This window comes from Arthrobacter oryzae (assembly GCF_037911235.1).
In the GTDB taxonomy this organism is placed as follows: domain Bacteria; phylum Actinomycetota; class Actinomycetes; order Actinomycetales; family Micrococcaceae; genus Arthrobacter; species Arthrobacter oryzae_E.
On the sequence record NZ_JBBLYW010000010.1, the window covers coordinates 86,667 to 99,848 of the forward strand.

The following is a 13,182-nucleotide window of genomic DNA, read 5'->3' on the forward strand; positions in this document are numbered from 1 at the left end:
CTTCCTTGGTTTGTGGGGTCAGCCGAGCAGCTTGCGCTGGCGGTTCTTGTGGTCGGTGTAGGTCTTGAAGGCCTGCTGCGTTGAGTCGAGGTCGGAGACCTCGGAGACGGGGACGTCCCACCACGATTCGGAGCTGGGGGCGTCCAGCAGGGGGTCCGATTCGACGTGGATCAGGATGGGCCCGCCGCGCTCAGGGGCGGCTTTGGCGTCCCGGATGGCCTGTTCGAGTTCGGCGATGACCTTCTCCCCCGGTTCGATCCGGATCACCTTCACGCCAAGGCTTTCGGCGTTGAGGGCCAGGTCCACCGGGAGGGTGTCGCCTTCGTCGAAGCTGTGCCGTTCCTCGTCCAGGGCCCGGTACTGGGTGCCGAAACGCTGCGAACCCAGCATCTCGGAGAGCGAGCCGATGGAGGCGTAGCCGTGGTTCTGGATGAGGACCACGATCAGCTTGATCCGCTCGGCGACGGCGGTGACCAGTTCCGTGTGCATCATCAGGTAGGAGCCGTCCCCCACCATCACGACGACGTCGCGCTGCGCACCGCCCTTTGCGGCTTCCGCCAGCGCTGCGCGCTTGACGCCGAGCCCGCCGGGGATTTCGTACCCCATGCAGGAGTAGGCGTATTCGACGTGGTAGCCGAACGCGTCGCGGACGCGCCACATCTTGTGCAGGTCACCGGGCAGGGACCCGGCGGCGCAGATGACGACGTCCTGGGCGTCCATGGCCCGGCTGGTGGCGCCGATGATCTCGTTCTGGGCCGGCAGCGGGGTGTACCGGGTGTCGAACGCTTCGTCCACGGTGGCGTCCCAGCGCTTCTTTTCCGTGGCGATCTGCTGTTCCAGGTCCGCGCCCACGCGGTAGCCGCCGAGCGCCTGGTTCAGCTTGACCAGGGCTTTGCGGGCATCGGCGACGATCGGCAGCGTGGTGCCGTGCTTGTACGCGTCGATGGCGGCGACGTTGATGTTGATGAACTTCACGTCCGGGTTCTGGAACGCGGTGCGGGAAGCGGTGGTGAAGTCCTCGTACCGGGTGCCGATCCCGATGATCAGGTCCGCTTCGGCTGCGATGGCGTTGGCCGCCGTCGTGCCGGTGGAGCCAATGGCCCCGAGGGAGAACCGGTGGTCCCAGGGCAGGACGCCCACGCCGGCCTGGGTGTTGCCCACCGGAATGCCGGTGAGTTCCACGAACTTGGCCAGTTCATCGTTGGCGTAGGCGTAGAGGACGCCGCCGCCGGCGATGATCAGCGGACGCTTCGCGGCACGGATCGCCTCAGCGGCACGGCGTATGTCCTCGTCGTCGGCATCGGGGCGGCGGATGCGCCACTCGCGTTCGGCCAGGAACTCCTCGGGCACGTCGAAGGCTTCGGCCTGGACGTCCTGCGGCAGGGAGATGGTGACGGCACCGGTTTCGGCCGGATCCGTCAGGACACGCAGTCCGTGGTGGAACGCGGAGAACAGCTGCTCGGGCCGGGTGACGCGGTCGAAGAACTTGGACAGCGGACGGAACGCGTCGTTGACGGTGATGTCGTAGGCGTACGGCTGTTCGAGCTGCTGGAGCACCGGGTCCGCGGCGCGGGTGGCGAATGTGTCGCTGGGGAGCAGCAGCACCGGGAGACGGTTGGTGGTGGCCAGTGCGGCGCCGGTGAGCAGGTTGGAGGAACCCGGACCGATCGAGGTGCTGATGGCGAACGTCTGGCGGCGCCGGGTGTGGCGTGCGTAGCCCACGGCCTGGTGCGCCTGCGCTTGTTCGTTGCGGCCCTGGTAGTAGGGCATGATCGTCGGATCGAGCTGCTGGTACTGCTTGAGGGCCTGGCCGACGCCGGCAACGTTGCCGTGCCCGAAGATGCCGAACGTACCGGGGATCAGGCGTTCGCGGTAGTCCACCCCGCCAACAGAATCAACGGTGTACTGCTTGGAAAGATATTCGACGACGGCCTGGGCGACCGTCATTCTGCGTGTTGCAGTTCCTGTATTCGTCCCCATGGGAAGTTACTCCGATACTTCTGCGGTGTGGGCTGATGCGGTGTGGTGAAGGAGGGAGGCGGCGGTGGCCACGGCGCCGGCGACGTCGCCGTCCTGCGGGTACAGGAGCGTCCGGCCGACGGTGAGGCCCTGCACGCCGGGGAGGGCCAGGGCGGCTTCCCAGGTTGCGAAGACTTCGTCCTGGGTACCTTCCGGGTCTCCGCCCAGCAGCACGGTGGGCATGGTGGTGGCGGCCATGACGCGTTCCATCTCAGCCACCACGGGCAGCTTCATCCAGGTGTAGGCGCTCGTGGAGCCGAGGCCTTCGGCGATGGCGATGGACTTGATGACCGCGTTGGTGGACAGGTCGTTGCGGACCTTGCCGTTTTCGCGGACGGACAGGAAGGGCTCCACCATAGCAATCAGCTTGCGTTCCGCGAGCGAGTCGATGGCCTTCGCCGTCGCCTCCAGCAGGGACACGGTGTCCGGGTCTCCGAGGCAGATGCGGGTGAGCATCTTGCCGCCGTCGGCTCCCAGTGCCTCCAGGGCAGCGGCCGTGTGGCCGGTGAAGCGGTCATCGAATTCGTTGACCAGGCCGGAGAGCCCGCCGCGGTTCATCGACCCGAAGATCAGCTTGCCCTCGAGCGCCCCGAGCAGCAGGAGATCGTCCATGATGTCCGGCGAGGCGAGCACGCCGTCCACATCCGGGTTGGCCAGCGCAATCTGCAGCCGGTCCAACAGCTGGCGCCGGTCTGCCATGGCCACCGGGTCATTGCCGACGGCGAGGGCGCCGCGGGCCGGGTGGTCGGCTGCAACGATGAAGTTCTGCCGGCCGTACTTGAGGCCGGGGTGCCGCCGGCGCGCCTTGGCGGCGCGGGCAACAGCGTCCGGGTCCTCCAGTCGGATGGTGCTCAGGTGCGCGTACCGCCGGGGATCGTCGTCCAGGGCATTGTTCGAGGCGAGGGGCGTGAGGGTCACAGCGCTGCTCCTTCGGTGGCAAACTGACCGGGCACCAGGCGGCCGCGTTCGGCCAGCAGCGAGGTGACCTCGTCCGGCGTCGGCATGGCGTCGGCGCAGGACAGGCGGGAGGCGACGATCGCGCCGGCGGCATTTGCGTAGTCGAGGACCTCGGCGAGGCTCCAGCCGGACAGCAGTCCGTGGCAGAACGCTCCGCCGAAGGAGTCTCCGGCGCCGAGGCCGTTGACGGTCTCCACCGGAACGGGGGCTGACACGACTCGCTCGGTGCGGGTCTTGGCCATCACGCCTTCGGGACCAAGCTTGACGACGGCGATTTCGACGCCGGCGGCCAGCAGGCGGTCCGCCTGCTCGTCAGGGGTCCCCTCCCCCACTGCCACGGCGCATTCCTTGTCGTTGCCGATGGCTACCGTGACATGCGGCAGGATCCGGGCGACCTGGGCCCGGGCTTCCTCTTCCGAGGCCCAGAACATGGGGCGGTAGTCGAGGTCCAGGATGGTGTACTGGCCTTCCTTGAGGCCGGCTTGCGGCCGTGCCTCGTGGGCCCTGATGTGCGCTTCGCGGCTGGGTTCCTGGCACAGTCCGGTGACCGTGGACCAGAAGATCCGCGCGTCCCGGATGGCTTCCAGGTCCAGTTCCTCGGCCTTGATCTGGAGGTCCGGGGCCGTGGGGAAACGTCCGTAGAAGTAGAGCGGGAAATCTTCCGGCGGCTTGATCGCACAGAACGTCACCGCGGTGGGCCATTCCTTCACCGGCGTGACGAAGGTGTCATCCACGTTGAATTTCCGGAGTTCGCGGTGGAGGTATTTCCCGAAGGCGTCGTCTCCGGTGCGGGTGATCACTCCGGTCCGGCGGCCGTGCCGGGCGGCTGCCACAGCCACGTTGGACGGTGATCCTCCGAGGTACTTTCCGAAGGACGTGACGTCCTCCAGATCCACCCCGATGTCGTTCGGGTAGATATCAACGCTGATGCGCCCGATCGTGAGCAGTTCGTGGGTCACGGTAATCGCGGACCTTTCTGGTTTGAACTCTGTACCTCTGAACAGTTAGAGCTCCGGTTCCTGGCGGGCCCCCGTGAGCGGGGCCACAACCACTACTTTGCCCTAGAATTATTGTCCTGTCAAAGGTTTGTACTGACATATTTACAACTTGGCATAGCTGCTGAAACGAGCACCTTCGGGGCCGGTCAACGGGAGCTGGAAACGGGACTATTTCCGCGGAACAGCCAGTTCTCCGGTGACATACTGGGCCCGCCCGAAGCCGAACGACCAGTCACCGGCACCGTTTTCCACATAGCCGATAAACACGTCCTCACCGGCCACCCCCAGGTCCGCCAGCTTTCCGGCGATTGCGGCAAAGAGGGCCTGTTTCGCCTCCTGACTCCGGCCGCCCTGGGTAAAGATCTGGATCATCACGACGTCAGGCGTGCGTTCAAAGCCGAGCCCCGCATCCTGGGCAAAGATCTGCCCGCGGGGGTGTTCGGTGACAACGTGGAAATAGTCCCTCTCAGGGATCCCATACTCGGCGAGGATCGCGTCATGGATTCCCCGGCTGAGCCGGCGCAGTTCCTCGGGGCTGCGCCCCTGATTGACATCAATTCGTACCAGCGGCACCTTGGCTCCTAAAGTAGTTTGTCCTGACATACTAACAAAGTGCTTAGATCCCTCGCAAGAGATTCGGACAACCCCTTGCCGCCGGCCCTTTCCGGGCGTAGCCTTGAACAATCAAGAGGTTGATAAAGCAATTGATTGATTAAGCGGTGGGCACTTCCACAAATAACTGCGGGCGGGGTGATTGGCAGGCCATGGACACCGGCGACGACGAACTACTCGACGCAGCCTTCCTGGCCCTCGCCGACCCGGTCCGCCGCCGCATCATCTCCCGGCTCAGCCGGGGCCCGGCCACCGTAAACGAATTGGCGGAACCCTTCGCGATCACCAAGCAGGCGGTCTCGAAGCATATCCAGGTCCTCGAGCAGGCACAGCTGGTCACCCGAACGCGTGACGCCCAGCGCCGGCCCGTCCACCTGAACCCCGCACGGCTGGAGGCACTCACCGCATGGATCGACCAGTACCGGTTGGTCCGCGAGGAGCAGTTCCGCAGCCTTGACGCCGTGCTTCGTTCCACTGCCGCGGCAGGCGGCACGCAGGAAAAGGACTCATGATGAGCAATTCCCTGAAACTCACGGTTCCGGAGGGGCAGCCCTTCATCGACTATCAGCGCGAGTTCGACTTCCCCGTCGCGGACGTGTTCCGCGCCCACAAGGAGCCGGACCTGATCGTCCAGTGGCTCGGCCCCCGGGGTCTCAAGATGGACATCGACCACTACGACTTCCGCACCGGCGGCAGCTACAGCTATCTGCACACGGGGCCCGACGGCGTGGCCTACGAATTCAGCGGCGTCTTCCATACCGTCCGCGAAAACGAGTTCGCCATCCAGACGTTCGAATTCGGCGGCTACCCGGACGTAGTCAGCCTCGAATTCCTCACCTTCGAGGACCTCGGCGGCGGAAGGTGCCGACTGACGGGCCACTCCGTCTACCCCAGCCAGGAGGCCCGCGACGGCATGGCGCAGTCCGGCATGGAGGGCGGCATGACGGAGGGCTACGAGCGGCTCGACGAGCTCCTCGGCGGCGCCGCCACGGGCACGTCCGCCGCGGGCACGTCCACCACCGGCCAGCCGGATGCCGGAAGGGTCACGGCATGAGCAACGCATTGAAACTGGTGGCCCCGGAGAATGCGCCGTATGTGGACTCCGAACGGGAGTTTGATTCCCCGGCGGCAGCGGTCTTCCGGGCCCACTCCGATCCGGAAGTTTTCCGGCAGTGGATCGGGCCGCGGGAACTGAGCACGCGGATTGATGAGTTCGACTGCCGTCCCGGCGGCATGTACCGCTTCGTCCAGGAGGGCAGGGACGGCCGCCAGCACGCGTTCCGCGGAGTCTTCCACACGGTCCGCGAGAATACTTTCGTGCTGCAGACCTTCGAGTACGAGGGGTACCCGGATGTGGTCACCCTGGAATTCGCTACGTTCGAAGACCTGCCGGACGGGCGCTCCAGACTCACCGGCCGGTCGGTGTACCCCAGCATCGAGGCCCGCGCAAAGTTCCTTGCCGACGGCATGGAGTCCGGGATAGCCGCCGGTTACGAGCAGCTGGACGAACTCCTCGCCACATAGCGCGAACGGACACTTCGGGCCCCTCCGCCCGGGGGCCCCAACTGTCCGTTCGCGCTGCCCTGGAGGTGGGCGGCCAGGAACTGCTGGTTAAAGTACGACGGCGTCCGGTCACCTTCCCTGGGGAAGGCGGCCGGACGCCGTCGTACTGTGTGCAGTTCTAACCTTAAGAGCCGGACCTACAGTGCTGCGTAGACCTCGCGCAGCAGTTTGGCGGTCTCGGACGGCGTCTTGCCGACCTTCACGCCGGCAGCCTCGAGGGCTTCCTTCTTGGCCTGTGCGGTGCCCGCGGAACCGGAGACGATGGCGCCTGCGTGGCCCATGGTCTTGCCTTCCGGAGCGGTGAAGCCGGCAACGTAGCCAACAACGGGCTTGGTGACGTTGGCCTTGATGAAGTCGGCTGCGCGCTCTTCAGCGTCACCGCCGATTTCGCCGATCATGACGATCGCCTTGGTCTCGGGGTCAGCCTCGAACGCAGCCAGGGCGTCGATGTGCGTGGTGCCGATGACGGGGTCGCCGCCGATGCCGATGGCGGTGGAGAAGCCCAGGTCGCGCAGTTCGTACATCATCTGGTAGGTCAGGGTTCCGGACTTGGAAACCAGGCCGATGGGGCCCTTGCCCGTGATGTTGTTCGGCGTGATGCCCACCAGTGCCTCGCCCGGGGTGATGATGCCGGGGCAGTTCGGGCCGATGATGCGGGTGACCTGGTTGCCGTCGGCGTCAACCTTGGACTGGGCCAGTGCCCAGAACTCGGCGGAATCCTGGACCGGCACGCCTTCAGTGATGACAACCACCAGGCCGATTCCTGCTTCGATGGCTTCAACAACGGCGTTCTTGGTGAATGCCGGCGGCACGAAGACGATGGAGACGTCGGCGCCGGTTTCAGCCATGGCTTCCTTGACGGTGCCGAAGACGCTGATTTCGTTGTCGCCGTGCAGGACCGTGGTGCCAGCCTTGCGGGCGTTGACGCCGCCCACAATGTTGGTGCCGGCCTTGAGCATCAGGGCGGTGTGCTTGGTGCCTTCGCCGCCGGTGATGCCCTGGACGATGACCTTGGAGTCCTTGTTCAGATAGATAGACATGGTGCGTCCCTTTACTTAGCTGCGTTGGCGAGCTCGGCTGCCTTGTCGGCGCCCTCGTCCATGGTGGCGGCCAGGGTAACCAGCGGGTGGTTGGCCTCGGCCAGGATGCGGCGGCCTTCCTCAACGTTGTTGCCGTCGAGGCGGACTACCAGCGGTTTGTTCGCGGAGTGGCCCAGCTCGGCCAGCGCACCAACGATGCCCTTGGCGACGGCGTCACACGCGGTGATGCCGCCGAAGACGTTCACGAACACGGACTTGACCTGCTCGTCGCCCAGGATGACGTCGAGGCCTGCGGCCATGACCTCGGCAGAGGCTCCGCCGCCGATGTCCAGGAAGTTGGCGGGCTTGACGTTGCCGTGGTTCTCACCGGCGTAAGCTACGACGTCCAGGGTGGACATGACCAGGCCGGCACCGTTGCCGATGATGCCCACTTCGCCGTCCAGCTTGACGTAGTTCAGGTCCTGCGCCTTGGCCTTGGCCTCGAGCGGGTCTGCAGCGTCCTTGTCTTCAAGGAGCGCGTGCTTCGCGTGGCGGAACTCGGCGTTCTCATCCAGGGAGACCTTGCCGTCCAGTGCCACGATGTCGCCCGCGCCGGTCTTGACCAGCGGGTTGACCTCCACCAGGGTGGCGTCTTCCTTCTTGAAAACGTCCCAGAGCTTGAGGATCACGGCGGCGACCTTGCCGCGCAGTTCCTCAGCGAAGCCTGCGGCTGCGACGATTTCGTCTGCCTTGGCCTGGTCGATACCCACTGCGGGATCGATGGCGACCTTAGCCAGGGCGTCGGGGCGTTCGACGGCGAGCTGTTCGATTTCCATGCCGCCTTCAACCGAGCACATGGCCAGGTAGTTGCGGTTGGCCCGGTCCAGCAGGACGGAGAAGTAGTATTCCTCGGCAATGTCCGCGCCCTGGGCAATCATGACCTTGTTGACCGTGTGGCCCTTGATGTCCATGCCCAGGATGTTGGTGGAGTGCTCCAGCGCCTCTTCGGCGGTCTTTGCGACCTTAACGCCGCCGGCCTTTCCGCGGCCACCGACCTTAACCTGTGCCTTGACGACAGTTACGCCGCCGATCTTCTCGGCAGCTGCCTTTGCTTCTTCAGGGGTGTGCGCCACGATGCCAGCAAGCACGGGTACACCGTGCGCCTCGAACATATCGCGCGCCTGATATTCAAACAGGTCCACGGTTTAGTGTCCTTCTACGTCGAAGTAGTTTCTGTACAGCCGGACGCCACGATCGTGGTTACCGGGCTGCGGAATAAACGCACCCTGCGACTGTTCGGAAACGAGCCACACGGCGCAATGCTCCTTTGGGAACTCTAGTCCTTCCTGCGGACCGGCCCGTTCCAGAGTACCCGTTATGTGAGTAAGGACACTATTCTATGAGGCGTAGAAAAACCCCTAGATTACGGGGTTTTTGGCGCCTCTGAGGGCGTCCCCGTGGCCTTTTTGCCGCCGTCGGAAATTAGTTCGTAACGGTCCCGCGAAACGAAGAAGCCAACCCCTGCAGACACGTTTCCGCAGGCCACTCCGCCGTTGTAGGCCGAGCAGCGCAGGCCGTTGCGTTCGAGGTTCTGCCCCTCCTCCAGCACGGGCAGCCCGGCCACCGGCCCTTTCCTGCTGCCCTTGGGCCCGAATTCAGCTTCCATCTGCGTGACCCCGGAGCGGCACGCGCCGTAGCCCGCCTTGTCCGGCGTGAGCAGCGCGACCCCGCCAAGGTAGCCCAGGCCCGTGCCGGCACAGTCGTCCGTGACGTCCGCAGCTTGGGGTTTGGGATACACGGCCAGCTCGCAGTGTGCCACCGGGACGATCGCGAGCTTGTTGTTGGCAGCGTCGCTGTAGGCGTTCTGCTCGTAAGGCAGGTTGAGGTGCTCGCCGCGTGCCGAGGTCAGCGAGCAGACGGCGCTGTGATCGGCGGTGACGAAGCTGAGGACGCCGTCCCCTGCGGAGAACCGGGTGGCGTCCGTCACGGGAGCCTTTTCGAGCTGCTCCAGCGCAGGGAGCGGCGGCGGCGGAACGTAGTCCGGGTCCTCCTGGGTGATGGTGCACGCCGTGCAGGCCAGCAGGATGAGGGCGGCCAGGATCCCCGGTACAGTCCGTCGCATGGCACCCATTATGCCGGTTCGGCTAAGGGCCGGTGTCCTCGGGGAGCCGGCCTGTACTTTCCACGACGTCGGCTGCGGCTGCGGCCGGGTCAGCCTGCTTGAACTGGTCGCGCATCTCCCCCGCCCGTCGCTTCCAGCCAGGATCCCCGAGGACGTCGGCCACCGCTGTGGCGACATCGCGGGGATTCGGTGATTCAGTCTTGAGGCTGATGCCCACGCCTGCGTATTCCACCCGGGCGTTGACATCGTTTTTGCCCTCGTTGATGCCGGAAACCACCAGCGGAACTCCCTTGGACAGGCTCAGCTGCACGCCGCCAAACCCACCATTGCTAATGAAAACATCGGCAAATTCGAACACCGTTGCGAAGTCCACGAAGTCCCGCACCATGATGTTGGGCTGCGGATAGCGGGCCTGCAGCGCAGCCGTGCCCCGGCCGCCGGTGGCAACAATGACCAGGGCGTCCATGCCTTTCACGGCCTCCAGTGCGGGAACGATGAGCTTGTCCTGATCGACGTTGTCCACGGTCCCCTGGGTCACCACCAGCGTGGCGGGGTAGGACCGTGGCCATTCGTCCGCGGCAGGTCCGGCTGCGGCCGGTGGCCGGTAGGGCAGGAGCGCCCCGACGTAGTGGATCTTCGGATTCACGTTCCGGCGGGGAAAATCGAGCGACGCCGGTCCTGTCTGGATAATCGCTTCAGCACAGCGGTAGGGTTCGTCGGTCAACCGTCCCTGCCGGGGGACGTCCTGGCCATAGGCTGCATGCTGGCGCCGGTAGCTCTGGCCGGCCGGCCTGAGGATGACTTTGTCAGACAGCAGTCCGGCCGCGGCCTGGACGGCCTTCCCGGCCAGGTTCCGCGCCGGCTTGAATCCAAAGAACAGCGGCGGCACCAGCGGGTCGCTTTCCATGTTGGGGATCGCCACAAACGTCACGATCGGTTTGCGCATGAGCCGGGTCACCAGGCGCTGGATGAACATGCTGCTGTCCACCACGGCGACGTCGAACGGAAAGTCGCCGTGAAGTTCCCTGACGTCCTCGAAGAAATTGCTGATGTTGCTGGCAAAGATCTTTTCGCCATCGAATCCGACTGCCCTGGGGCCCTTGAGCCGAGCGCGTTCCGGATAGAGCTCGTTGAGGTTGTCCGCGCGGTGCTCCACGGCCCGGCGGAACGGGAAATGCCGGATGTCGAGCGCCCGTACCTTGTCAGCCAACACCGGACCGGTATACCAGCCGACGTCGTGGCCGCGTTCCCTGAGGCGCACGGCGACTCCGGTCATCGGGTTGAAATGGCCGTCAATTGCCTGGCTGGCGAAAAGGATCTTCATGGTCCCCCAGGACCTCCGCTCTGAGCCGTCACGCTCCGACCTGCGCCGCGAGGCTGCGGTGCTATGCGTCCAGTTTGGTCAGCGGCGCGTACCTTAGCAATAGCCGCTTCTCGCCGACGCTGAATTTCACCTTGGCGACGGTCTTGTCCCCTGCGCCTTCAACGGCCAGGACGGTGCCGTTCCCGAAGCTTGTGTGGTTGACCTGGTCCCCCACGCTGACGGCGACCACTTCTTTTTGCGGCTGGACGCGGTTCTTCGCGACGGCGGCCGGCACGTCGGCGTTGAAGCCGGCGGAAGGGCTCGCGGCGTTTCCGCGGGCGGTGCCTGCGCCCCAGAATGAACCGCCGTAGCGGCTGGACCCGATGGAGGCCCCGCTCCCCCAGCCGCCCACCTGCCGGCTGGTGCCTTCGCGCCGCCATTCCACCAGCTCGGCCGGAATTTCCTCGATGAACTGGCTGGCGGGGTTGTACTGGCTCTGGCCCCACATGCTGCGGACCTCCGAGCGGGTCACATAGAGGCGCTTCCTGGCACGCGTGAGGCCTACATAGGCCAGCCGCCGTTCCTCCGCGAGTTCCTTGGGGTCGGTGGCTGAACGCTGGTGCGGGAAGAGGCCGTGTTCCATGCCGGTGAGGAAAACCACGGGGAACTCCAGCCCCTTGGCGGTGTGGAGGGTCATCAGCGTCACGACTCCCAGCCGTTTGGCTTCCGCCACGGCGGCGTCGATATCCGCGCCCGGGGCATCCGGGATCTGGTCTGCATCGGCCACGAGCGAAACCTGCTCCAGGAAAGCGCCCAGGGAACCTTCGGGGTTCTCCTGCTCGTACTCGCGGACGACGGCGACGAGTTCAGCGAGGTTTTCCACCCGGGACTCGTCCTGGGGATCGGTGCTGGACCGCAGGCCGGCAAGGTAGCCGGTCTGCTCCAGGACGGCTTCCAGCGCTGCGGCGGCCCCTGAACCGCTGGCCACTTCGGCGAGGTCGTCGAGGAGCTTCACGAAGCCCAGTACTGCGTTGACGGAGCGGGTGGCCATGCCGGGAGCCTGGTCCGCGCGGCGGGCGGCGGCCATGAACGAGGTCCGTTCGCGTTCCGCCAGTGCTGCCACAGCGCCCTCGGCCCGATCGCCTATGCCGCGCTTGGGTTCGTTGAGCACCCGGCGCAGATTGACGTCGTCGTCGGGGTTCACCAGCACGCGCAAGTAGGCGAGGGCGTCCTTGATTTCCTTACGCTCGTAGAAGCGCGTGCCGCCCACTACCTTGTACGGCAGTCCCACGCGCACCAGGACGTCCTCAATGGAACGGGACTGCGCGTTGGTGCGGTAGAAGATGGCGACGTCCCCGGGGCGCAGGTTGTCCTCGTCCTGCAGCCTGTCGATTTCCTTGGCGATGAACTGGGCTTCGTCGTGTTCGTTCTCGCCCACGTAGCCGATGATCTTGTGGCCTTCGCCCTCGGCGGTCCAGAGCCGCTTCTCCGGACGGTTGGGGTTGCGGGAGATCACTGAGTTGGCGGCCGAAAGGATGTTCTGGGTGGAGCGGTAGTTCTGCTCCAGCTTGATGGTGCGCGCCTCGGGGTAGTCCTTTTCGAACTCAACGATGTTCCGGATGTCCGCGCCGCGGAAGGCGTAGATGGACTGGTCCGAATCGCCCACCACGGTGAGTTCGGACGCTCCGGGTCCCTCGCCCACAATTTCGCGGACCAGCGCATACTGGGCGTGGTTGGTGTCCTGGTATTCGTCCACCAGGACGTGCCGGAAGCGCCGGCGGTACGACTCGGCGAGCGCGGGAAATGCCCGGAACATGTAGACGGTCTCGGCGATGAGGTCGTCAAAGTCCATGGCGTTGGCCTGGCGCAGCCGCTGGGTGTAGCCCTTGAAGACGTCGGCCACGGCTGATTCGAAGGGATCGTTGTGGTTGGCGGACAAGGCATAGGAATCGGCGTCGATGAGCTCGTTCTTGAGCGCCGAGATCTTGTGCTGAATGGCCTTGGGCGCGAACTTCTTGGGGTCCAGGTCCAGGCTCTTGGAAACCTGTGTGACCAGCCGCAGGGAGTCGGCGGAGTCGTAGATGGAGAAATTGGACTTCAACCCGACGTTGGCCGCTTCCTGCCTCAGGATCCGCACGCACGACGAGTGGAAGGTGGAAATCCACATGATCTTGGCACGGCCGCCAACCAGGGCCTCGATGCGCTCCCGCATTTCCGCGGCGGCCTTGTTGGTGAAGGTGATGGCCAGGATCTCACCGTGATGGGCCCGCCGGGTGGCGATGAGGTAGGCGATCCGGTTGCTGAGCACGCGCGTTTTGCCGGATCCGGCGCCGGCCACGATGAGGAGCGCGCTGCCGGCATGCTTGACCGCTTCTTCCTGCTGCGGGTTGAGGCCCTGCAGGAGTTCGTCCGCGCCGGGCAGCTTGGGACGCGCCCATTGCCCTTCGGATTCCGGCCCGCCGCTGCCATAGCGCGCCGGATCTTCTCCTGCCCCGGGGCGCGACTTGGTGAGCGCTGCCGCTTTCGGGGCAGCCTTGAACGGTCCGTCAGCATACGGGTCAAACAACATATCCATGGTGCTCTAAGTCT

Annotated in this window: 12 protein-coding genes; 3 read left to right on the forward strand and 9 right to left on the reverse strand. The window is 65.3% G+C overall.

Annotated elements, in window-relative coordinates; genetic code table 11:
• Positions 1 to 18: 18 nt before the first annotated feature.
• The 4 genes from iolD to WMN78_RS03400 all read right to left on the reverse strand — a co-directional run bounded on the left by iolD (position 19) and on the right by WMN78_RS03400 (position 4,547).
• Complete coding sequence (gene iolD, locus WMN78_RS03385; protein WP_340532006.1) at positions 19 to 1,947, reverse strand: 3D-(3,5/4)-trihydroxycyclohexane-1,2-dione acylhydrolase (decyclizing); 1,929 nt, start codon at positions 1,945 to 1,947, stop codon at positions 19 to 21.
• A gap of 39 nt (positions 1,948 to 1,986) precedes the next feature.
• Positions 1,987 to 2,937, reverse strand: coding sequence for a Cgl0159 family (beta/alpha)8-fold protein (locus WMN78_RS03390; RefSeq protein ID WP_340532008.1), 951 nt, complete (start codon positions 2,935 to 2,937; stop codon positions 1,987 to 1,989).
• Complete coding sequence (gene iolC / locus WMN78_RS03395; RefSeq protein ID WP_340532010.1) at positions 2,934 to 3,935, reverse strand: 5-dehydro-2-deoxygluconokinase; 1,002 nt, start codon at positions 3,933 to 3,935, stop codon at positions 2,934 to 2,936. Before iolC ends, WMN78_RS03390 begins: the two co-directional genes overlap by 4 nt.
• 207 nt (positions 3,936 to 4,142) lie before the next feature.
• Positions 4,143 to 4,547: a tautomerase family protein gene (locus tag WMN78_RS03400; protein WP_340532012.1), complete on the reverse strand. Its 405-nt coding sequence runs from the start codon at positions 4,545 to 4,547 to the stop codon at positions 4,143 to 4,145.
• A 191-nt stretch (positions 4,548 to 4,738) separates the two neighbouring features.
• Between WMN78_RS03400 and WMN78_RS03405 the strand changes: the two genes are divergently transcribed.
• Genes WMN78_RS03405 through WMN78_RS03415 form a run of 3 tightly spaced genes read left to right on the forward strand, consistent with a single transcriptional unit; the run spans position 4,739 to position 6,110 of the window.
• Complete coding sequence (locus tag WMN78_RS03405) at positions 4,739 to 5,098, forward strand: metalloregulator ArsR/SmtB family transcription factor (RefSeq protein ID WP_340532014.1); 360 nt, start codon at positions 4,739 to 4,741, stop codon at positions 5,096 to 5,098.
• On the forward strand, positions 5,098 to 5,640 hold the full coding sequence (locus tag WMN78_RS03410; RefSeq protein ID WP_340532016.1) for an SRPBCC family protein: 543 nt from the start codon (positions 5,098 to 5,100) through the stop codon (positions 5,638 to 5,640). Before WMN78_RS03405 ends, WMN78_RS03410 begins: the two co-directional genes overlap by 1 nt.
• Positions 5,637 to 6,110, forward strand: a complete 474-nt coding sequence (locus tag WMN78_RS03415) for an SRPBCC family protein (RefSeq protein WP_340532018.1) — start codon at positions 5,637 to 5,639, stop codon at positions 6,108 to 6,110. Before WMN78_RS03410 ends, WMN78_RS03415 begins: the two co-directional genes overlap by 4 nt.
• 176 nt (positions 6,111 to 6,286) lie before the next feature.
• On the opposite strand, the gene sucD is transcribed toward WMN78_RS03415, so the two are convergent.
• The 5 genes from sucD to pcrA form a co-directional block, all read right to left on the reverse strand.
• Positions 6,287 to 7,189 carry a succinate--CoA ligase subunit alpha gene (sucD, locus tag WMN78_RS03420; protein ID WP_142120057.1) on the reverse strand — a complete coding sequence of 301 codons (903 nt, stop codon included), beginning with the start codon at positions 7,187 to 7,189 and terminating at the stop codon, positions 6,287 to 6,289.
• A gap of 11 nt (positions 7,190 to 7,200) precedes the next feature.
• A complete protein-coding gene (sucC, locus tag WMN78_RS03425) occupies positions 7,201 to 8,370 on the reverse strand; it encodes an ADP-forming succinate--CoA ligase subunit beta (protein ID WP_340532023.1) in 1,170 nt (389 codons plus the stop codon).
• Between the two features lie 221 nt (positions 8,371 to 8,591).
• Positions 8,592 to 9,299: a hypothetical protein gene (locus tag WMN78_RS03430; protein WP_340532024.1), complete on the reverse strand. Its 708-nt coding sequence runs from the start codon at positions 9,297 to 9,299 to the stop codon at positions 8,592 to 8,594.
• A 13-nt stretch (positions 9,300 to 9,312) separates the two neighbouring features.
• Positions 9,313 to 10,614 (reverse strand): glycosyltransferase, encoded by a 1,302-nt coding sequence (locus WMN78_RS03435; RefSeq protein WP_340532026.1) that lies wholly within the window; start codon positions 10,612 to 10,614, stop codon positions 9,313 to 9,315.
• A gap of 61 nt (positions 10,615 to 10,675) precedes the next feature.
• Positions 10,676 to 13,168 (reverse strand): DNA helicase PcrA, encoded by a 2,493-nt coding sequence (pcrA, locus tag WMN78_RS03440; protein ID WP_340532028.1) that lies wholly within the window; start codon positions 13,166 to 13,168, stop codon positions 10,676 to 10,678.
• Positions 13,169 to 13,182 lie beyond the last annotated feature (14 nt).